This is a genomic window from Variovorax sp. 3319 (assembly GCF_031456585.1).
In the GTDB taxonomy this organism is placed as follows: Bacteria; Pseudomonadota; Gammaproteobacteria; order Burkholderiales; family Burkholderiaceae_C; genus Variovorax; species Variovorax paradoxus_P.
This window is the reverse complement of the sequence record NZ_JAVDUZ010000011.1, coordinates 205,781-226,274: the sequence shown is the minus strand read 5'-3', so window position 1 is coordinate 226,274 and position 20,494 is coordinate 205,781. Positions and strand designations below refer to the sequence as shown.

General features: G+C 64.7%; 22 protein-coding genes. 1 reads left to right on the top strand and 21 read right to left on the bottom strand.

All coding sequences use genetic code 11. The annotated features are described in order from the left end of the window. Positions 1-45 precede the first annotated feature (45 nt). The 3 genes from J2X67_RS22085 to J2X67_RS22075 all read right to left on the bottom strand — a co-directional run bounded on the left by J2X67_RS22085 (position 46) and on the right by J2X67_RS22075 (position 2,518). The gene (locus J2X67_RS22085; RefSeq protein ID WP_047785064.1) at positions 46-249 is read right to left on the bottom strand and encodes a hypothetical protein; all 204 of its coding nucleotides are present in this window, start codon (positions 247-249) and stop codon (positions 46-48) included. 69 nt (positions 250-318) lie between these two features. Further along, a complete protein-coding gene (locus tag J2X67_RS22080) occupies positions 319-1,320 on the bottom strand; it encodes a hypothetical protein (RefSeq protein ID WP_309956501.1) in 1,002 nt (333 codons plus the stop codon). Positions 1,321-1,324: 4 nt separating this feature from the next. Next, the gene (locus J2X67_RS22075) at positions 1,325-2,518 is read right to left on the bottom strand and encodes a cystathionine beta-lyase (RefSeq protein WP_309956498.1); all 1,194 of its coding nucleotides are present in this window, start codon (positions 2,516-2,518) and stop codon (positions 1,325-1,327) included. Positions 2,519-2,603: 85 nt separating this feature from the next. On the opposite strand from J2X67_RS22075, the gene J2X67_RS22070 reads away from it, so the two are divergent. Continuing rightward, positions 2,604-3,056 (top strand): VOC family protein, encoded by a 453-nt coding sequence (locus J2X67_RS22070; RefSeq protein WP_309956496.1) that lies wholly within the window; start codon positions 2,604-2,606, stop codon positions 3,054-3,056. Between the two features lie 19 nt (positions 3,057-3,075). Here the strand turns inward: J2X67_RS22070 and J2X67_RS22065 are convergent, their stop codons facing one another. The 18 genes from J2X67_RS22065 to ndk all read right to left on the bottom strand — a co-directional run bounded on the left by J2X67_RS22065 (position 3,076) and on the right by ndk (position 20,370). Continuing rightward, positions 3,076-3,609: a hemerythrin domain-containing protein gene (locus tag J2X67_RS22065; RefSeq protein WP_309956494.1), complete on the bottom strand. Its 534-nt coding sequence runs from the start codon at positions 3,607-3,609 to the stop codon at positions 3,076-3,078. A gap of 175 nt (positions 3,610-3,784) precedes the next feature. Continuing rightward, positions 3,785-4,309 (bottom strand): phosphoribosyltransferase, encoded by a 525-nt coding sequence (locus tag J2X67_RS22060; protein ID WP_309956492.1) that lies wholly within the window; start codon positions 4,307-4,309, stop codon positions 3,785-3,787. Between the two features lie 18 nt (positions 4,310-4,327). After that, a complete protein-coding gene (locus J2X67_RS22055; RefSeq protein ID WP_157613554.1) occupies positions 4,328-5,659 on the bottom strand; it encodes an adenylosuccinate synthase in 1,332 nt (443 codons plus the stop codon). A 23-nt stretch (positions 5,660-5,682) separates the two neighbouring features. Continuing rightward, on the bottom strand, positions 5,683-6,843 hold the full coding sequence (locus J2X67_RS22050; RefSeq protein ID WP_309956487.1) for an ATP phosphoribosyltransferase regulatory subunit: 1,161 nt from the start codon (positions 6,841-6,843) through the stop codon (positions 5,683-5,685). 44 nt (positions 6,844-6,887) lie between these two features. Then, positions 6,888-7,076, bottom strand: coding sequence for a DUF2065 domain-containing protein (locus J2X67_RS22045; RefSeq protein WP_309956485.1), 189 nt, complete (start codon positions 7,074-7,076; stop codon positions 6,888-6,890). Between the two features lie 22 nt (positions 7,077-7,098). Further along, a complete protein-coding gene (hflC, locus tag J2X67_RS22040) occupies positions 7,099-8,001 on the bottom strand; it encodes a protease modulator HflC (RefSeq protein ID WP_309956484.1) in 903 nt (300 codons plus the stop codon). A 16-nt stretch (positions 8,002-8,017) separates the two neighbouring features. Beyond that, positions 8,018-9,385 (bottom strand): FtsH protease activity modulator HflK, encoded by a 1,368-nt coding sequence (gene hflK, locus J2X67_RS22035; RefSeq protein WP_309956610.1) that lies wholly within the window; start codon positions 9,383-9,385, stop codon positions 8,018-8,020. Between the two features lie 74 nt (positions 9,386-9,459). Continuing rightward, complete coding sequence (gene hflX, locus J2X67_RS22030) at positions 9,460-10,629, bottom strand: GTPase HflX (RefSeq protein WP_309956482.1); 1,170 nt, start codon at positions 10,627-10,629, stop codon at positions 9,460-9,462. A gap of 54 nt (positions 10,630-10,683) precedes the next feature. After that, entirely contained in the window at positions 10,684-10,929 is a 246-nt protein-coding gene (gene hfq / locus J2X67_RS22025) for an RNA chaperone Hfq (RefSeq protein WP_012747311.1), read from the bottom strand. A 164-nt stretch (positions 10,930-11,093) separates the two neighbouring features. Next, positions 11,094-12,437: a ribosome biogenesis GTPase Der gene (der, locus tag J2X67_RS22020; protein WP_309956480.1), complete on the bottom strand. Its 1,344-nt coding sequence runs from the start codon at positions 12,435-12,437 to the stop codon at positions 11,094-11,096. A gap of 48 nt (positions 12,438-12,485) precedes the next feature. Next, complete coding sequence (gene bamB / locus J2X67_RS22015; protein ID WP_309956478.1) at positions 12,486-13,628, bottom strand: outer membrane protein assembly factor BamB; 1,143 nt, start codon at positions 13,626-13,628, stop codon at positions 12,486-12,488. Positions 13,629-13,635: 7 nt separating this feature from the next. Continuing rightward, the gene (locus J2X67_RS22010) at positions 13,636-14,328 is read right to left on the bottom strand and encodes a tetratricopeptide repeat protein (protein ID WP_309956476.1); all 693 of its coding nucleotides are present in this window, start codon (positions 14,326-14,328) and stop codon (positions 13,636-13,638) included. A 5-nt stretch (positions 14,329-14,333) separates the two neighbouring features. Next, positions 14,334-15,644, bottom strand: a complete 1,311-nt coding sequence (gene hisS, locus J2X67_RS22005; protein WP_309956474.1) for a histidine--tRNA ligase — start codon at positions 15,642-15,644, stop codon at positions 14,334-14,336. Positions 15,645-15,659: 15 nt separating this feature from the next. Continuing rightward, positions 15,660-16,937, bottom strand: coding sequence for a flavodoxin-dependent (E)-4-hydroxy-3-methylbut-2-enyl-diphosphate synthase (gene ispG / locus J2X67_RS22000; RefSeq protein WP_309956472.1), 1,278 nt, complete (start codon positions 16,935-16,937; stop codon positions 15,660-15,662). After that, positions 16,934-17,920 carry a helix-turn-helix domain-containing protein gene (locus J2X67_RS21995; protein WP_309956470.1) on the bottom strand — a complete coding sequence of 329 codons (987 nt, stop codon included), beginning with the start codon at positions 17,918-17,920 and terminating at the stop codon, positions 16,934-16,936. The genes ispG and J2X67_RS21995 overlap by 4 nt, the downstream gene beginning before the upstream one ends. Then, entirely contained in the window at positions 17,913-18,767 is an 855-nt protein-coding gene (pilW, locus tag J2X67_RS21990; RefSeq protein WP_309956468.1) for a type IV pilus biogenesis/stability protein PilW, read from the bottom strand. Before pilW ends, J2X67_RS21995 begins: the two co-directional genes overlap by 8 nt. 4 nt (positions 18,768-18,771) lie before the next feature. Further along, positions 18,772-19,923 carry a 23S rRNA (adenine(2503)-C(2))-methyltransferase RlmN gene (gene rlmN, locus J2X67_RS21985; RefSeq protein ID WP_309956466.1) on the bottom strand — a complete coding sequence of 384 codons (1,152 nt, stop codon included), beginning with the start codon at positions 19,921-19,923 and terminating at the stop codon, positions 18,772-18,774. Positions 19,924-19,944: 21 nt separating this feature from the next. Further along, positions 19,945-20,370 carry a nucleoside-diphosphate kinase gene (gene ndk / locus J2X67_RS21980; protein WP_126747279.1) on the bottom strand — a complete coding sequence of 142 codons (426 nt, stop codon included), beginning with the start codon at positions 20,368-20,370 and terminating at the stop codon, positions 19,945-19,947. Positions 20,371-20,494: the final 124 nt, after the last annotated feature.

The following is a 20,494-nucleotide window of genomic DNA, read 5'->3' as shown; positions in this document are numbered from 1 at the left end:
CGAAGGCCGCAGCGGCTTTTTTTGATTGGAAGCTTCGATTGGGAATCAACCGTTCTTGGTGGGCAGGTCGGGCACCGTCGGCGGATCGCGTTCGAGCGAGGCCACGTCGGTTTCTGGGTCGCCCGGGGCGAGCCCTTCGCTGCTTGGAGAGAGCTTGCGATTTGCCTTCTCGCGGAGCTTCTCTTCCTTTTTCTTCTTCTTGGCCAGCTCCTTCTGGCGCTTTTCGTAGCCGTAATTTGGTGTTGCCACTGCTTCTCCTTGAGGCGAGACAGTCACGGTGACTGTGCGTAGCCTACTGTAAGCGATAACGGTGCAGTCTCAAGGCACGGGGTCGGGCGGTGTTTCGAACTCGAACACACCTTGCAAACCTGGATAGCGCTGGTGCATGAACCAGCCCATGGCGGCAGCGCCGGCGACCATTGCCAGGACCAGGGCGGCCACCATCCAGCCGACGTGTTCCCCGAGCGGCCACAAGAAGAACACGGCCCCCGCCGGCACCAGCGCGGCAAGGGAAGAAAGCCACATCCACCGCCTGGGGGCCAGCATGGGCTCCCAGGTCTGCGGGTCGATGCCGGCGTCGATGAACACCTCGGCAGCAAAGCGCAGCCGTGGCCTTGGCTGGGTGGCAAGCCGCAGCAGCAAGGCGCGCAGGAGAGCGGCCCGGTTGCGAAAGCGCAGCACGCGGGTGGCGTCCGTGGTGAGCGCCAAAGGCAGCCTGACTTCGGCGGTTTCGCCACTGCCTGCAGCCCGATGGAAAACCAGCCGCTTGACGATCGCATCGCTTGAAGTGAATTCGGTTTCCACATCATGCAGGCCAGTGCGAACGCGGCACACCTCGTGCCAGGCCAGCGCCTGCACCACATCGGCGTCGCCCCAGCGCATGCCCTCGGAATCGATGCGGATCGAGGCTTGGCCCACGCGCGAAAACCGCCTCAGCAGATACCAGAGCCCGCCGCCCAGCCCCGCGACCAGCGCGAGCACCGCCAGCGCGACGATCCCTTCGTTGCCGTGCAGGTTCGACCAGTCGTCCTGCAGCAGCACTGCGGCGCCCAAGGAGAGTGCAATCAGCGCGAAAAAGGCCACCATGCCGCCGAGCAGGAGCCGCGTGGCCGTGACGTCTGGCTCACCCTCCAAGTGGCCGCCCTGCGCCAGGGCCACAATCACGCTGGCCGGGACCTTCAGCACTCTCGGCGCGACGATGCTGGCCGTTCGTGCAGGCGCGACGTCGCGCACGGCTTGCGCGGCGATGGGCTGGGACTGGAGATCACGGTTGCGAGTGCGGTCGCGATGCCGCCTGGTTGCCATGGAGCGCTGTGCCACGTTCCTACATCTGCAGCAGCGCCTGCTGCAGATCGGCCCGCAGGTCTTCCACGTCTTCAAGGCCAACAGAGAAACGCACGAGCGTGCCCTTGTGCGGCCAGGGAGCCACGCTGGCGTCGCGCATCAGGCCGATGTCGTAGGGCACCACCAGGCTGACCGGGCCGCCCCATGAATAGCCGAGCCGGAACAGGTTGAGGCTGTCGCAGAAACGGTCGACTTGCTCGGTGCTGTAGCGCTCGTCGAACACGATCGAGAAGAGGCCTGCGGCCAGGTCGGTCTTACCGCACAGCGCGCGCCAGTTCGCATGGCCCGGCGATTCTTCGAGTGCCGGGTGGAGCACCTGTGCGATCTCCTCGCGCCCGCTGAGCCATTGCGCCAGTTCGCGCGCCGCACGGTCGTGCGCGGCGTAGCGCAGCCCGATGCTGGGCAGCGACCGCAGCAGCGTCTCCACGTCGCCCACGCCAACGCCGAACCCCATGCGCATGTGGGTGAGCTTGAGCGCGCGGTGCAGCCGCTCGTCGCGCGTGATGACACTGCCCATCAGCACGTCGCCGCCGCCGCTCGGGTACTTGGTGAGGGCATGCACTGAGATGTCCACGCCCTGCCCGCTGCCGTTGAAATCGAAGGGAGCGAATGCGAGGCCCGCGCCCCACGTGTTGTCCAGCGCCGTGACTACGCCGCGGGCGCGGCAAATGTTCACCAGGGCCGGCAGGTCGGGAAACTCCATCGTGACCGAGCCCGCCGCCTCCACCCACACCAGCCGCGTGCGATCCGATAGCTTGGCCTGCAGATCGGCCGGGTTCATGGCGTCGTACATGCGGTGCGTAATGCCGAAGTTGGCCAACTCGCCGGTGGCCAGCGCCTTGTTGGGGCCGTAGGCGTTGTCGGGAATCAGCACCTCGTCGCCGCTCTTCAGGAAAGCGAAGGCGACCAGCGAAATGGCAGCAAGCCCGCTCGGCACCAGCAGGCATTCGGTGCCGCCTTCGAGCGTGGCCAGGCGCTCTTCGAGGGTGAAGGTGGTCGGCGTGCCGTGCAGGCCGTAGGTGTAGCCGGCCTTGGTTTTCCAGTCGCGTGCGCGCATGGCGGCCACGTCGGCAAAAAACACGGTCGAGGCCTTGTAGATCCCCGGCTGCGGCGCGGCAAAGTTGGCCGGCGGGCGGTAGGGGTGGTGAATCAGGGTCGTGGAAGGCTTGCTCATGGCCCCGATGCTAGCGCGGCGTTCCGCCGCACAATGCGCCGAGGGGCAACAGCCGGTTTTTCACTTCACACGAAAGGCAGCTTCCATGGCCATCCACGAGCTTTTTCCGTACCTGTGCGTTGACGATGCCGGCGCGGCCATCGACTTCTATTGCAAGGTCTTCGAGGTGAAGGAGATCTTCCGGCTTACCGAACCAGGCGGTCGGATCGGGCATGCGGAACTCGACTTTCACAATGGCGCCATCCTGATGATTTCGGACGAGTTCGCCGAGTACAACATCCACAGCGCCAGGACGCTGGGCGGCACCGCCGTAACGCTGCACCTGCATGTAGACGATGCGGACGCCGTGGTGGCGCGCGCCGTGGCGGCTGGCGCCACGTTGGACATGCCGCCGCAAGACCAGTTCTATGGCGAGCGATCGGGCGTGTTCCGCGACCCGTTCGGGCACCGCTGGAACGTGGGCCACAGCATCGAGAAGCTGACGCCGGAAGAAATGCAGCGGCGCTATACCGCGATGTTCGATTCCGATGGGGCGTAGCCCCTGCCTCATTCGAAACCTACCCGCGTATCGGTGAACGCAGATGCTCGCGCTTGCGGGCTGCACCCACCTCCTTCGAGATGGACGAGACGACGGTCGCCCATTCCTCGGCCGAGAGAATCAACGCAGTTTGCGAATGCAGGAGCGTGTCTTCCTTGTCCAGGTGCGTGGACATGAACTGCCGGTGCTGCCGCAGCAGGGCGCCGGCCTTCCCCACCGCATCGGGGTCGCCTGATCGGGCGCGCTCGAGCAGCAGCTTCGCCTGCAAGATAAGGCCGTTGCAGCACTCGCTCTCCGCGTCGAGCTGGTCCAGGAGCTCGTCGGCTTCACGCGATCTGCCGCGAAGCATGTTGAGCATGACGACGCCTTTGGGGCGATGGGTGTTCTCTTCGAAGGCCTGCAGCCGCTCGATGATTTCGATGGCGGACGTTGCGCGCTGCCGAACGCTTGCATCGCCTTCTGCCTTCATCGCCTCGCGGAGGCAATCCAGCAACTCCCGGGTGCGAACGTGCTCGGCGCGCAGGACGGCCCACGCGCATTCGGCTGCCAACATGCTTTACTCCTTTGGAGCCGCGACCAGCCCCAAACTTGCCTGCGAACAATACCCTTTAGAGCTAATGTTCTACATCGCACCGGCTCGCGCTGCAAGCCATGCGAACGCATATGAGCGCTGCGCCTACATGCTGTCGGCCGGGAGTGCCAACGAGGCACCCCCCTGCGCAATCAGCTCAGACCGACCACTTCTCGAGCAGCTTTTCGGGTCCGAGGGAGTCGTAACCTTCGAAGGGCTGGTGGATCCAGGGATTGGTTGAGAGGTACTCGACCGAGTAATCGGGCGTGAAGGTCGACAGCGCCTTGGTCCAGAGTACGGCGCTGCGCAACTCGGTGATCGGCGCGTAGTTGTTGCGCAGCATGTCCATCACCGCATGCAGCGTGTGGCCTGAATCGGCCAGGTCGTCGACCAGCAGAACCTTGCCGGCAATCTCGCCCTTGGGCGTGGTGATGTAGCGGGCAATGTCGAGGTGGCCCTGCACCGTGCCGGCATCGGCGCGGTAGGAGCTGGTCGACATGATCGCCAAGGGCTTGTCGAAGATGCGCGAGAGCACGTCGCCAGGGCGCATGCCGCCGCGCGCAAGGCAAAGAATGGTGTCGAACTGCCAGCCCGACTGGTGCACCTTGATCGCGAGCTTCTCGATCAGGTTGTGGTACTCGTCGTAGCTGACGTAGAGATGCTTGCCGTCTTCGGTCAACATGGTCTGGTTCGTTCCTGTTCAGTCGGCGAGGTAGGGGTGGCGCATCATGATCGTGTGATCGCGATCGGGGCTGGTCGACACCATATGGATAGGCACGCCGGTGATCTGCTCGATGCGCTGCAGGTAGAGCCGCGCGTTGACGGGCAGCTTGTCGTACTGCGTGACGCCGACGGTGCTTTCGCTCCAGCCTTCGAGGGTTTCGTAGATGGGCGTGCAGCGTTCGATTTCGTCCGCACCCATCGGCAGGATGTCGGTGGTTTCGCCGTCGAGTTCGTAGCCGGTGCACAGCTCGAGCTTTTCCAGGCCGTCCAGCACGTCGAGCTTGGTGATGCACAGGCCCGACAGGCCGTTGACCTGTGCCGAGCGCTTGAGCAGCGCCGCGTCGAACCAGCCGCAACGGCGGCTGCGGCCGGTGGTAACGCCCTTTTCGGCGCCCACGGTGCTCATGTGATAGCCCGGCGTGCCGGGGGTTGCCCAGTCGAGCTCGGTCGGGAAAGGACCGCCGCCCACGCGCGTGCAGTAGGCCTTGGTGATGCCCAGGATGTAGTGCAGCATGCCCGGGCCCACGCCCGAACCGGCAGCGGCGTTGCCGGCCACGCAGTTGCTCGATGTGACGTACGGGTAGGTGCCGTGGTCAACGTCGAGCAGCGTGCCTTGCGCGCCTTCGAACAGCAGGTTTGCGCCGGCCTTGTGTGCATCGTTCAGTTCGCGCGACACGTCGGCCATCATGGGCTTGAGCAGCGCCGCGTGGCGCATGGCCTCGTCGAACACCAGATCGAAATCGATGGCGGGCGCGCCGAGCACCTGGGTCAGCACGTGGTTGTGCAGGTCGAGCAGCACGCGCAGCTTGGTGGCAAAGCGGTCGGGGTGCTTCAGGTCTTGCACGCGCAACGCACGGCGGGCAATCTTGTCTTCGTAGGCCGGGCCGATGCCGCGGCCGGTGGTGCCGATCTTCTCGACGCCGCCCTTTTCGCGGTAGGTTTCGCGCGCGATGTCGAGCGCGGCATGGAACGGCAGGATCAGCGGGCAGGCCTCGCTGATGCGCAGGCGCGAACGCACTTCGACGCCCGCCTTCTCGAGCCCCTCGATTTCCTCGAAGAGCTTGGCTGCCGACAGCACCACGCCGTTGCCGATGTAGCACTTGACGCCCGGCCGCATGATGCCGCTCGGGATCAGGTGCAACGCGGTTTTGACACCGTTGATGACCAGCGTGTGGCCCGCGTTGTGGCCGCCCTGGAAGCGGACCACGCCCTGGGCGCTTTCCGTCAGCCAGTCGACCAGCTTGCCTTTGCCTTCGTCGCCCCACTGGGTACCGACGACGACCACATTTCTTCCGGTGGTTACGCTCATGCTCGTTCCATTACTTCAAAAATTCAGATGGCTCGGACTTGCCACTGCCCTGCTTGCTCGACGAGCTCGCGGTCGCAATGGAATTCATCGATTTCGCTGCCATGGCCGGGCAGCACGCAGACCACGGTTTCCCCGGCCTTGCGCAGCCCGGCAATGGCCTGGCGCAGGCCGGCCGCGTCGCTCCAGGGCGCGCGGATGGCGGCGCGCAACGGCCGGGCCGGCAGCACGCCGACCAGTTCGCGCACGTCGAGGCTGAAGCCGACCGCCGGGCGATTGCGGCCGAACACGGCGCCGACTTCGTCATAGCGGCCGCCGCGCACCAGCGCATCGGCAGCACCGGGCACGTAGATGCCGAATCGCATGCCGCTGTAGTACGCATAGCCGCGCAGGTCGGCCAGGTCGAAGCTGATCTGCCGCGTCGAGTCGCCCTGCAGGCTGGCGGCAAGCTGCTTCAGCCCGGCCAGCGCCGTGCCCACGGCGGGCGTGCCCTTCAGGGCCTTGGCGGCCTCGTCGAGCACCGACTCGTCGCCATACAGCTGAACCAGCGCGCGCAGGCCGTCGCGTGAAGAAGCCGGGAAATTGCGCGTGAGAGCATGCAGTTCGCTCGCGTCCTTGGCGACCAGGGCCGCATGCACGCGGGCCAGCACCGAAGCATCGACCGGCACGCCGGCAAAGAGCGCCTGGATGATGCGCGCGTCCGCCAGGTCGACGATCAGGCCCTGGCCGACGCCTGCGGCCTGGAGGCAGTCGAGCGCCAGCAGCAGGATTTCGGTGTCGGCCTCGAGCCCGGCGTGGCCATAGATTTCGGCGCCGAACTGCAGCGGCTCGCGCGTGGCGTGCGGCCGGTCTGGGCGGGTGTGGAGCACCGGCCCGCAGTAGCACAGGCGCGCCACGCCCTCGCGATTCAGCAAATGGGCGTCGATGCGCGCCACCTGGGGGGTGGTGTCGGCGCGCAGGCCCATGCTGCGGCCGGAGAGCTGGTCGACGAGCTTGAAGGTTTGGAGATCGAGCGCCTCGCCGGTGCCCGACAGCAACGACTCGAGGTGCTCGAGCAGCGGCGGCATTACCAGCTCGTAGCCATAGCCACGGGCGGTATCGAGCAGCTGGCGTCGAAGTTCTTCGATGTGGCGCGCCTCGGAAGGCAGCACATCGGCAATGTGATCCGGGAGGACCCAGGCGGACATGGGGATCGGGGGCGTGGTTAAACCGGGATTCTACCGGGACCGAGCTACCCCAAAACCCAAAGAAGGAGCAAACCCAGCAAGATGCTGCAAAGTCCGAAGAAACGAAGCTGGCCGTCGCGCAGTTGCATGAGCTGGCCAAAGCCGCGCCGCCAACTGCCCGGCGATACGAAAGGCAGGATGCCCTCGATCACCAGGACGAGCGCCAGCGCGCTCCAGAATATCTCGGCGCTCACGACGACGAAGCCAGCCGCGGGATCAGCGGCGCGGCGCGTTGCCTGCTGGCGTGCCGGCGCTCTGCATGGCGCGGAAGAAGTCGGACGACGGATCGAGCACCATCACGTCGCTCTTCTTGTTGAAGCTCTGCTTGTAGGCCTCGAGGCTGCGATAGAACTGCGCAAACTGCGCGTCGCGGCCAAAGGCTTCGCTGTAGGCGGCGGCGGCCTGGGCATCGCCCTCGCCCTTGATCTTCTGGGCGTCGCGATAGGCGTTGGCCACGATCACTTCGCGCTGGCGGTCGGCGTCGGCGCGAATCTTTTCGCCTTCGGCATAGCCGGTGGAGCGCAACTCGTTGGCAACGCGCTTGCGCTCTGCCTCCATGCGACGGTAAACCGATTCGGTGATGGCTTCCACGTAGTCGACACGTGTGATACGCACGTCGATGACGTCCACGCCCCACGGCTTGGCGCCCTTCACCACTGCCAGCACTTCGCGCTGCACGTCCGACATGAGCGCCTCGCGGCGCACGGAGATCAGGTCGCGCACGGTGCGCTTGTTGATGTTTTCCTGGAAGGCATTGCGAACCACGCGGTTGAGCTGCGTGGCACCCGCGCTTTCGTCGAGACCGACGTTGCGGATGTAGGCCTGCGGATCGGTGATGCGCCAGCGCACATACCAGTCGATCACCACGCGCTGCTTCTCGGCCGTGAGCATGGGCTCGGTGTCGAGACTGGACAGCGTGAGCAGCCGCTTGTCGATGTAGGAGACGTTTTGCAGCGGCGGCGGCAGCTTGAAGTGCAAGCCCGGCTCGGTAATGACCTGCTTGATCTGCCCCAGGGCGTACACCACGCCGAACTGGCGCTGGTCGACGACGAAGAGGGTCGAGCTCAGCAGCACCAGCAGCACGAGGATCGACGAGGCGATGAATCCGATTCTGTTCATGTTCTTCTTAGCCTTTTCAACGCACGTCGCGGTCGCGCGAACGGCCGTCGCGGGCGCGGTTGTCGCCGGCGGTGGGCGCCACTGGAATCACCGATGACTGGGCGGGCGCAGTGCCGGCCACGCTGGGGCTGGCTGCATCGACGGGCGTTGCGGCCTGGTTGTTGCCGCTCATCTGCATGAGCTTGTCCAGCGGCAGGTACAGCAGGTTGGAGCCTTGCTTGGTATCGATCAGTACCTTGGTGGTGCTCGCGTAGATCTGCTGCATGGCGTCGGTGTACATGCGGTCACGGGTGACCTGCGGAGCCTTTTGGTACTCGGCCAGCACGGCGGCAAAGCGGCCTGCATCGCCCTGTGCCTGCGCAACGATGCGCGCCTTGTAGGCTTCGGACTCTTCCTTCAGGCGCGATGCGGTACCCGTTGCACGCGGCACCACGTCGTTGGCGTAGGCCTGGGCTTCGTTCTTGGCGCGCTCGCGTTCCTGGCCGGCCTTGAGCACGTCGTCGAACGCGGATTGCACCTGCTCGGGCGGTCGGACGCCGCCCTGCTGCAAGTTGATGTTGACGACTTCGACGCCGACCTTGTAGCGGTCGAGGATGGTTTGCATCAGCGTGCGCACGCGAGGCGCAATCTGGTCGCGCTCTTCGGCAAGCGCCGCATCCATCTTCATCTTGCCCACCACCTCGCGCACGGCGGTTTCAGCCACTTGCACCACGGTTTCGGTGGGCGACTTGCTCTCGTACAGGTAAGCGCGCGCATCGCTCAGGCGGTATTGCACGGCAAACTTGATCTCGACGATGTTCTCGTCTTCGGTCAGCATGGCCGATTCGCGCAGCCCGGTGGTACGCACGATGGCGTCGCGGCCCACGTCGGTGGAACGGATCTGCGTGACCACGACCACTTCATGGCGCTGGATGGGATACGGCAGGCGCCAGTTGAAACCCGCGCCCACGGTCGCCTTGTAGCGGCCGAACTGGGTCACCACGGCCTGCTGGCCTTCGTTCACGATGAAGAAGCCAGTACCCAGCCAGATGAGAACAGCCACGATGGCCACGAGCCCGAGGCCGAAACCGGCGTTTTTCATGTCGGGCCTGTAGCCGTTGCCGCCGCCATCGCTGCCGCCGGGGCGGTTGCTGCCGCCCTTGCCGCCAAAGAAGCCGCCGAGCTTACGGTTGAGGTCGCGCCAGAGTTCGTCGAGATCCGGCGGGCCCTGGTTAGGACCCTGCCCGCGCGGGCGGTTGCCGTTGTTCTGGTTGTTGTTGCCCGAGGGCGGTGGCGTCGGCGCGCCCGGTGGGTCTGCGTCGGGAGGTCGGTTGCCGGTCGGGCGGTCGCCGTTGGATGCGGGCTCATCGCCACGACCCCACCGGCCATCGTTCAGGTTGAACATGCCCAGAAACCCTCTCCACGCTGGCTTTGCATTCATTCGCTTCGTTCTCTTGTCAGTGGCGGGATTGTGCCCAATCAATTGGCGGTATCGTGCAATTCAGTGTCGGCCTCTGGGGTCATCGTATCGCCCACAGAACCCGACCGGCGGGCCAGCTCGGCTCGCAGCAGGGGCACGCCCTCGCCGCTCCGCGCGCTCAGGAAGATACGCGGAACCTGCACGCCGTCAATTTCCATCTCGTCCTGCAGATGCAGCGGATGCTGTGCAGTTTCAAGGGCGTCGAGCTTGTTGAACACCAGAAGCTGCGGAACAGTGTCGGCGCCGATGTCGCGAAGGACCGATTGCACCTCGGCCATCTGCTCGGGGAAATGCGGGTTGGAGGCATCCACCACGTGCAGCAGCAAGTCGGCATCGACCGCCTCTTGCAGGGTGGCCTTGAACGCGTCGACCAGGCCGTGGGGCAGGTCGCGAATGAAGCCGACGGTGTCCGAAATGGAGACTTGCCGTCGGGCGTCGCCCAGGTACAGGTTGCGTGTGGTGGTGTCGAGCGTTGCAAAAAGCTGGTCGGCCGCATAGGCGCGGGCCTTTACCAGTGCGTTGAACAGCGAAGACTTGCCTGCGTTGGTGTAGCCGACGAGCGAGATGTTGAAGGTGTCCCGGCGCTCGCGCTGGCGGCGTTGGGTTCCGCGCTGCTTCTGCACCTTGGCCAGGCGCTCCCGGGTACGCTTGATCGATTCGCCGATCATGCGTCGGTCGAGTTCGATCTGCTTCTCGCCGGGGCCGCCTCGCACACCGGCGCCGCCGGTCTGGCGCTCGAGGTGGGACCACCGGCGAACCAGGCGCGTGCTGAGGTACTGCAGCCGCGCAAGCTCAACCTGCAGCTTGCCCTCATGCGAGCGGGCGCGCTGCGCGAAAATTTCGAGAATGAGAAAGGTGCGGTCGTAGACCGCCACGTCGAGCTGGCGCTCGAGATTGCGCTGCTGCGCGGGGCTCAGCGATTGGTCGAAGATGACCTCGCTGGCTTGGTGCATTGCAGCCAATTCCTTGATTTCGTCAGCTTTGCCGCTGCCTACGAAGAGCGCCGCATCGGGCGCCTTGCGCTTGCAGACGAGGCGTGCGACAGGCGCGAGGCCCGCGGTCTGCGCAAGCAGGCCGAGTTCCTCGAGTTCGCTGTCGAAATGGGGCAGCCCGAAATCGACGCCAACGAGAACGGCGGCGCCTTCCTGGCGGGAGTTCAATTCAGACAAGCGGGATCAAATATGGAAAAAGCGCGGCGGTGGTTACCGCCGCGCTCCGCGCGATCAGGCTGCGGCGTCGTCGTTCTCGGCAGCCGAGAAGTTGACGGCACGACCCGGCACGATAGTGGAAATGGCGTGCTTGTAGACCATTTGTGTCACCGTGTTGCGAAGCAACACGACGTACTGGTCGAAAGACTCGATCTGGCCCTGCAGCTTGATACCGTTCACCAGATAAATGGAGACCGGCACATGCTCGCGACGCAGGGTGTTCAGAAACGGGTCTTGTAGAAGTTGCCCTTTATTGCTCACGATATTCTCCGTGTTCAAGAGTAGTTGTTGGAGAGATGACCTTAACACAGGGTTTCTGCGCCGCAGCAGGCGGGGTCAAAAGCCTTTGAAAAATAACGTCTCTCAAAACACGGAACTTCCGTTGCAGCCGCAGCTCATTGGCTGCCATCGGTAGCCAAGCCCGGTCAGTCGTCCTTGTCGGCGAAAGGATTCTGCGAGCTTTTGAACTGGATCCGCAAGGGCGTGCCCACCAGGTCGAATTCCTTGCGGAAGCGCCCTTCGAGAAAGCGCTTGTATGCCTCGGTGACGTGCTCCAGCGAATTGCCGTGGATGATGATCACCGGCGGATTCATGCCGCCCTGGTGCGCATAGCGCAGCTTGGGTCGGAACATGCCCGCGCGCTTGGGTGACTGGAACTGCACTGCCTCGAGCAGCAGCCGCGTCAGCACAGGCGTAGACATCTTGCGGGTGGCCGACTTGTGGGCCTGCGCGATCGCCTGCCACACGGGCCCGAGGCCCTGGCGTTTGATGGCCGAGATGAAATGCAGCGAGGCGAACTTGAGGAACGGCAGCCGGGTTTCGATCTGGCGCTGGATCTGCTCGCGCTGGTAGCTGTCGACCGCGTCCCACTTGTTGATGGCAATTACCACCGCCCGCCCGCTTTCGAGGATGTAGCCGGCAATGTGCGCGTCCTGGTCGGTCACGCCTTGCGTGGCATCGAGCAGCAGCAGCACGACATTCGCCGACTCGATGGCCTGCAGCGTCTTGACCACCGAGAACTTCTCGATGGCTTCGAATACCTTGCCCTTGCGGCGCAGGCCAGCCGTGTCGATCAGCTCGAAGCGCTGGCCGTTGCGCTCGAAAGGTACCGAAATGGCATCGCGCGTGGTACCGGGCATGTCGAATGCCACCAACCGCTCTTCGCCGAGCCAGGTATTGATGAGCGTCGACTTGCCCACGTTAGGCCGTCCGGCCACGGCAAGCTTGATGGGCTTGTTGACGTCGTCTTCGTCTGCTTCGTCGTCCGGGTCCGGAAGGTTCAGGGGCGCGAGTGCCAGTTCGACCAGATCGCGCATGCCCTGCCCGTGCGCCGCGGAAACACCGTGCACGTCGCCAAAGCCAAGCTCATAAAAGTCGACGAGCTTGGTGCCGTCATGCATGCCCTCGGCCTTGTTGGCCGCCAGCACGCATGGTTTGCCAAGCCTGCGCAGTTCGTTGGCAATGTCGTGGTCTTGCGCCGAAAGGCCTTCGCGCGCGTCAACCACGAAGATCACCACATCAGCCTCGGCCACGGCCTGCCGCGTCTGCTTGGCCATTTCCTTGTAGATGCCGCTACCGGCATCGGGCTCGAAGCCGCCGGTGTCGATCACGATGAACTCGTGCTTGCCCAGGCGGCCGTTGCCGTAGTGGCGGTCGCGCGTGAGCCCTGCAAAGTCGGCAACGATGGCGTCGCGCGTCTGTGTCAGGCGGTTGAAAAGGGTCGACTTGCCGACGTTGGGACGCCCGACCAGGGCCACGACCGGCTTCATGGCCGGCCTTTCATTGGCGCGGTTTTCATGGGCGGGCCTTCGAGAAAGTTATTCAGGGCGATAGCCAAACACACCGCCGTTGGCCGTTACGACCACAACTGTATTGCCGGCCATGACCGGGGTAACGCCAATGGCGGAGCCATCAGGCGTGACGCGATTGAGCAGCGCGCCGTCTTCACGCGAGACGAAGTGCAGCGTTCCGGTGCTTTCGCCGATGACCAGCGAACGCCCCACAGCCAGCGGGCCGGTGAGAACGCGGTTCTTGAAGCGGGTCGATTGCCATGCGCGCTCGCCGTCGGCACGGCGCCAAGCTGTGACGCTGCCGTCGGACTCGGTGCCGTACACAAAGTTTTCGTCGCCGCTCACGCCCTCGGCGCCCGATGCCGGCTTGGTCCACAACAGTTGGCCTCGCGCGGTGTCGACGCATCCGACATTGGCGTAGTAAGCGCGGGCGCAGACGGTGTCGCCGACGCGGCTCACGCTGCCAGTCAGGTCGACCAGGCGCTCCACGTCGTTGGTGCCGCGCGGTGCGGCAATTGGAGCCTCCCAGCGCGAGGTGCCATTGCCAGGATTCATGCCGACCAGACGCCCGCCAATGCCAGAAACCAGGGTGTCGCCCACCGCAATCAGCACGCCCGACTTTCTCAGCACGAGGTTTTCGGCGGTGCGCTGCTGCAGCCAAAGGCGACGGCCGCTTTGGCCGTCCCAGGCGCTGATGCTGCGGTCGGCCGTTTGCACAAAGACACGCCGGCCAGCCACCAGCGGCGCGGTAAAGGCCTGCGCAGACAGGCGCTGCTTCCACAGGACCTTGCCGCCCTCGATGGCAACCAGTTCGTTGTCGGTGGTGACGACCGCGGCCAGCGAACCGTCGCTGCCGACGCCTGCCGCAAGCTTGGCGCCGACGTTGCCGCGCCAGGTTTCGCGGCCGGCACGGGCATCGATGGCAACCACGGTGCCGTCGGCACCTGCCACGGTCACGATGTCGCCGCTAACATCGGCTGCGAGCGGGAAGCTTACGGCCGGAATGCGCACGCTCCAGGCCTGGCGCACGCCGAACAGGGCGGGGTTTGCGGGCAGTTCGGCAGGCTTGGGCTTGCTGGTGCCGGAGCAGGCGGCCAGCATGGCGACCAAGACAATGGCCGAACCCGCGCGCAGGACAGACGACTCAGGCATGAAACGCTTGGAATTCATATTGCGATCAGGATTTTTGGGGGGCTGCCGGCGTGACCGTGATCACAGGTGCCAGGCTCTTCGGATCGACGCCTGAGGCATTGAGCTTGAATTCGACCAGGCGACGATAGTCCGATGTCGGGCCAAGGCCGGTCCAGGCCTTTCGGTATTCGGCCTGCGCTTCGTTGCGCTTGCCCTGGGCCATGTAGATGTCGCCCTTGCGATCGGCCACGAGTGGCTCGAACTCCTTGGGCACGTCGCCAGAGAGTTGCTTGAGCGCTTCGTCGTACGACTTGCCGTCGAGCAGTTCGGCGGCCAGCCGGAGCTTGGCAACCGCCTTGTAGCCCGGATCGACGGCACTTTCGGCAACCCAGCCGAGGGCCGCGCGCGAACCATCGACATTGCCCTTTTCGTACAACGCCTTGGCCGCAAGAAGGCCGGCCTGCTGCGCATAGGCAGTCTTGGCAAAGCGCTCTTTCATGTCGCCCAGCACGCGCTGGATGCGCTCCACGTCGCCGGACTGCGCGCTGCGCTCGACCTCGTCGTAAAGCGCGGCGGCTTGCGCCGCCTTGTTGCGCTGGAAATATTGCCAGCCGTTCCAGGCCACGAAAGCACCGGCCACGAGCAATACCACCCAGGTGATCAGGGTGCCGTAGGTGTTCCAGAAATGCTTGAGCTGGTCGAGCTGTTCCTGTTCGTCGAGATCGAGATGGGTTGCCATGCGTGTCAGGTGTTGGGAGCCGGCGATTGTAGGGTGGCGGCCCAGGTGGCCACCTCGGCAAGACTGCGGGCGCTTTGCGCACCGCTGCCGTCGCGCAGAGACTTGAGAGTCACTTCGCCGCGCGCAAGTTCATCGGCGCCGAAGATCAGAGCGTAGGTGGCGCCGCTGGCATCGGCTTTCTTCATCTGCGCCTTGAAGCTGCTGAGGCCCTCGGCTGTGGCCGCATGCATCTGGACGCTGACACCCGACTCGCGCAACTGCTGCAGGGTACGCAACACCACAGGCATCGATGCAGCATCAGGTACCACGGCATAGGCATTGGGTGCGGGCGTGGAAACCTCGGCGCCCTGCTCCTTCAGCAGATCGAGCACGCGTTCGATGCCCATCGCCCATCCCACGGCCGGCGCCGGCTTGCCGCCGATTTGCGCAATCAGGTCGTCGTAGCGGCCGCCGGCGCACACCGTCCCCTGCGAACCAAGCCTGTCGGTCACGAACTCGAACACGCTGAGGTTGTAATAGTCGAGCCCGCGCACCAGACGCGGGTTGATCGTGAATGCGACGTCGTTAGCCTTGAGGATGGCTTGCAGCCCCTCGAAGTGCGCAAGCGATTCAGGCCCTAGAAAGTCGATCAGCTTCGGCGCCGATTCGACCACGTCCTTCATCGCCGGATTCTTGGTGTCCAGAATGCGCAGCGGATTGCTGTGCAGGCGGCGCTTGCCGTCCTCGTCGAGCTTGTCGGCGTGCTTCTCGAAGTGGGCAATGAGCTGGGCGCGGTGCAGCGCGCGCTCGGAGGGTTGGCCCAGGCTGTTGAGTTCGAGCCGCACGTCGGTCAAGCCAATGGCCTTCCACAGCGCGTTGGCCAGCAGTATCAGCTCCGCATCGACGTCGGGGCCTGCAAAGCCCAGGGCTTCCGCGCCGATTTGGTGGAACTGGCGGAACCGCCCGCGCTGCACGTTCTCGCGGCGGAACATCGGCCCGGTGTACCAGAGCCGCTTGGGGCCTTCGTACAGCATGTTGTGCTCGATCACCGCCCGCACCAGGCCGGCCGTGTTCTCGGGGCGCATCGTCAGATGTTCGAACTTGCCGTGCTTGTCCGCGCGATCTTCAAAGGAGTACATCTCCTTCTCGACGATGTCGGTGACCTCGCCGATGCCGCGCACGAACAGGGCCGTGCGCTCCAGGATCGGCGTGCGCACGTTGCGGTATGCAAAGCGGCCCATCAGGTCGCGCACGGTGGCCTCCAGCCACTCCCAGCGCGCCGATTCGGGCGGCAATATGTCGTTCATGCCTTTGACGGCATTCAGTTTTTCAGCCATGAGTCTGCGCAGGTGTCAGGCCAGGGCGGCGTGTTTGCCGCCAAAGCGCTTTTCGATGTAGTTTTCGACGAGCTGATGGAACTCGTTGGCGATATTGTCGCCGCGCAGGGTAAGCGCCTTTTCGCCATCGATGAAGACGGGTGCGGCGGGCGCTTCGCCGGTGCCGGGCAGGCTGATGCCGATGTCTGCGTGCTTGCTCTCGCCGGGGCCGTTCACGATGCAGCCCATGACGGCCACCTTCATCGTTTCGACCCCGGGGTATTTGGTGCGCCACACCGGCATCTGCATGCGCAGGTAGTCGTCGATCTGCTTGGCGAGTTCCTGGAAGGTGGTGCTCGTGGTGCGGCCGCAGCCCGGGCAGGCCGTGACGCTTGGCACGAACACCCGCAGGCCCAGCGCTTGCAGGATTTCGTTGGCAATCAGCACTTCTTGCGTGCGCGATTCGCCCGGCTGGGGTGTGAGCGACACGCGGATGGTGTCGCCGATGCCCTCTTGCAGCAGGATGGAAAGCGCCGTAGCCGAAGCCACCGTGCCCTTGGTGCCCATGCCCGCTTCGGTAAGCCCCAGGTGCAGCGGATATTCGCAGCGGCGGGCAAGTTCGCGGTACACCGAGATGAGGTCTTGCACACCGCTCACCTTGCACGAAAGGATGACCTGATTGCCGGCCATGCCCATCGACTCGGCCAGCTTGGCGGACTCGATGGCCGAGGTGATCAGCGCCTCGTACATCACCTGCTTCGCGTCCCAGGGTTCGGCACGCTGGCTGTTGATGTCCATGAGGCTGGCAAGCAACTCCTGATCGAGGCTGCCCCAGTTGACGCCGATGCGAACGGGCTTGTTCCACCGCATGGCCGCATCGATCATCTGGCCGAACTGACGGTCGCGCTTGTCGCCTTTGCCCACGTTGCCGGGGTTGATGCGGTATTTGCTCAGCGCCTCGGCGCAGGCTGGATAGTCGGTGAGCAGGCGGTGGCCGTTGTAGTGAAAGTCGCCGATCAGCGGTACATCGACACCCATGCGGTCGAGCTGCTCGCGGATGTAGGGCACCTGGGCCGCCGCCTCCGGCGTGTTGACGGTGATGCGGACCATTTCCGAACCCGCCGTGGCGAGTTCCTTCACCTGGATGGCCGTGCCGATGGCGTCGACCGTGTCGGTGTTGGTCATGGACTGCACCCGCACCGGCGCGTCGCCGCCGACCGTGACCGTGCGCGCGCCCCAGACCACTTGTGCCTGGCGCGAGCGGCGCGCCTTGGGCGCTGCCGATTCAATGGGTTGAGGAGTGCATTCGCTCAAGATGTCACCTCGAAACGCGCCACGCCGCCACCGCGCGTGACAGGCTTCAGATCGTAGGGCTTTCCGCGCACTTGTACATCGACTGCCGATGCGCGCCCAACCACTACAGACAGCGGCAGAGCGCCAGACAACCCGACGGTTTCGCCGGCCTGCACGATGCGGCGCAACAGTTGCTTGCCCCCTGCTTCGGTAACGGTAACCCAGCAGTCTTCGCGCGCGACAAGGACGAGCGGCTGGCCACCCGCAGCGGCAGGCGTCGAAGCAGTTGCCGCGGCGGTGCCGGCAGGCAAGGCTGTAGCGAGGGGCGCGCCCGGCGCCGCAGGTGCGGCAGGCGTTCCGGTTGCTGCGGTTGCTGCGGTTGCTGTAGTCGCTGCCGCAGGTGGCACGGGCGAAACCGGCGTGCTCTCGACAACGGATGCCCCGCCCGGACCCGATGCTGCCACGGGCGCTTCGGCGACCGAACCCGTGTCGGCGTCGCCGCGGGCGGTCCATCGCGAAACGGCAGAGCCGATCTGGTCGAAGGCAGATTGGGGAAGCCAGAACAGCACACCTGCGCCGACCAGCAACAGCGCGACGACGATCAGCAACGCGCGCGACGGGAGCGCGCTGGAGCGGCTGCCGTTCCATCGCGGCGTGCCGGAAACGATGTTGCTATTGAGCGTGCGATCGGCCGCCGCCAATGGTGCGCGCTGTGCACCCGGCAGCTTTGCCAGCACCGGAGCGGCATCGATGCGCAATGCGCGGCAGACGCTGCTTGCCAGGGCACGCGCAAAGACCGGGTCGGGCAGCGAATCGATATCGTCCGCCTCGAGCGCCATGAGCTTTTGCGGCGGCACCTTCAGGGCCGCAGCCACCATCTCGATATGCAGGCCATGAGCCTCGCGCGCCTCGCGAAGCATGTCGCCGGCCGTCTTGTGCGTGATGTCGCCTTCCTCGAGCGGCAGCGCCGCGGAAGTGCCGAACTCCGAAACCCGTTCAGTCATTGAAATTCCCGCGCTCGTACGCTGTTGCCTCCCGGGACTGCGGAAAGCGCCGTTGCAGTTGCCCTCCCAACTGCGCAACTGCCTCGCGGTTGTTGAGCCGTCGTTCGATCTTGATGCCGAGCCAAAGCGTCTCGGCACTGGCCGAGGGGCTGTTGTTGACGCGGCGAATGTAGAACTGCGCGCGCGACCATTCTTCGCGCTGCGCCAGCAGCGAGGCCAGGTTGAATCCGACCACCGGATTGCCGGCATCGATCTCGTAGGCCTGCATGAGGCTGCGCTCCGCTTCCAGGCGCTGCCCGGCCCTGAGTTCGCAGACGCCTTGCGTCATGAGCGTCTTGGAGCGGTCGGTGTAGCTGGGCACCGCGAGCGCAGCGGCAAACTGCTGGGCCGCGTCGCCGTAGCGGTTCTGCTGGCACAGCAGCCAGCCGTAGTTGTGCCGCACGTTGGCGTCGCGCGGGTTGATGGCAATCGCGCGGCGGAAGCTGTCTTCCGCCATGCCGGCATCTTCAAGCCGCATGTAGACAAGGCCTCGCAGGCTATAGGCATCCGCGTAGTTGGGATCGGCAACCAGCGCCTGCTTGATCTCGTCCAGCGCAACGGTATTCTGGCCGTGCTCGAAATAGCCTGCGGCGAGCTCCATGCGCAAACGGGCGCGGCGCTGGCGGCTGCTTTCGTCGGACTCGGTGACGATCTCGGCGCCCTTGGCCGAGCTGGTGTCGGCCAGGCTGGTGGTGGTGGTCCGCGTGTTGACGCAGCCCGCAAGCAGAAACGCCACGGCCACACCGGCAAAGCTTGCAGCCATCAGCCGCTGCGCGCTCGCGGCGGTCATCGAAAAGGCCATGCTCATTGAATCAGTGCTCCTGGGGGGCGGTCTTGCGAACCGGATGCAAAACAACGGGTCGCTCCGACACTACACGGCGCTGTGCCATGCGTTCGGCCGCGCGGGTGCGGTCCTTGACGTCGCCGGCCAGCTGTCCGCAGGCCGCATCGATGTCGTCGCCGCGCGTTTTTCGCACGGTGGTCACAAGGCCGGCCTCGCTCAGTGTCTTGGCAAACGCCAGCACACGCGGCTGCGGCGAACGCAGAAGGCCCGAGGCCGGAAACGGATTGAACGGAATCAGGTTGAACTTGCACGAGACGCCGTGGGTGCGAACAAGCTCCACCAGCTGCCGTGCATGCTCGGGCTGGTCGTTGACGCCGTCGAGCATGCAGTATTCGAATGTAATGAAATCGCGCGGTGCATGCACCAGGTAGCGCTTGCAGGCCTCGAGCAGTTCGGCGATGGGGTACTTGCGATTGAGCGGCACGAGATCGTCGCGCAGCGCATCGTTGGGTGCGTGCAAGGACACGGCCATGGCCACCGGGCAATCGGCACCGAGGCGGTCGATCATCGGCACCACGCCAGAGGTCGACACGGTCACGCGGCGGCGCGACAGCCCGTAGGCGTTGTCGTCGAGCATGGTGCGCAGCGCAGGCACCAGCGCCGAGTAATTCTGCAGCGGCTCGCCCATGCCCATCATCACCACATTGGAAATGACGCGCTCGTCGCGTTTCAGGTGCTTGCGCAGGAAGTGCTCGGCAAACCATAGCTGGGCGACGATTTCGCCCGTGCTCAGGTTGCGGCTGAAGCCCTGATGCCCCGTGGAGCAAAAGCGGCAACCCACTGCGCAGCCGGCTTGAGACGACACGCACAGCGTGCCGCGGTCGTCTTCAGGAATGAATACGGCTTCAACGGCATTGCCGTCGCCGACGTCGAACAGCCACTTGATCGTGCCGTCTTTGGATTCGTGCTGCGTGAGAACCGGCAGGGCCTCGACGCGAGCGGTGGTGGCGAGCTTCTCGCGCAACGACTTGGCCAGATCGGTCATCTGGGCGAAGTCGCTGGCGCCACGCTGGTGGATCCAGCGAAACAGCTGCGTGGCGCGGAATCGCTTCTCGCCGAGCTTTTCGCAGAACGCAGCCAGCCCCTCGAGATCGAATTCGAGCAGGTTGGCCGTGGTCATGAAATCAGCCGGGATAAGGCTTCAGCGCGCGTAGACGTTGAGGCCGGCGAAGAAGAAGGCCACTTCGTTCGCTGCCGTTTCGGGAGCGTCCGAACCGTGCACGGCGTTGGCGTCGATGCTGTCGGCAAAGTCGGCGCGAATGGTGCCGGGAGCGGCCTTCTTAGGGTCCGTGGCGCCCATCAGGTCGCGGTTCTTGGCGATGGCGTTTTCGCCTTCGAGCACTTGCACGAACACAGGGCCGGAGATCATGAACTCGACCAGGTCCTTGAAGAAAGGACGCTCTTTGTGGACCGAGTAGAACTGCTCGGCTTCGTTGCGCGAGAGATGCACCAGCTTGGCGGCGACAACCTTGAGGCCGGCAGCTTCGAAGCGGGAAACGATCTTGCCGATGACGTTCTTTGCGACGGCGTCGGGCTTGATGATGGAGAGGGTACGTTCGATAGCCATTGAAGTGCTTCCTGAGCTTTGATTTTGAAGTGTTTTGTCACAACTGCAACGAATATGTTGCGTCGTTCATCGACAAAGCCTCTGATTTTAACCGGCGCAGCCCCCGGGGTTGGTGAAAACCCCG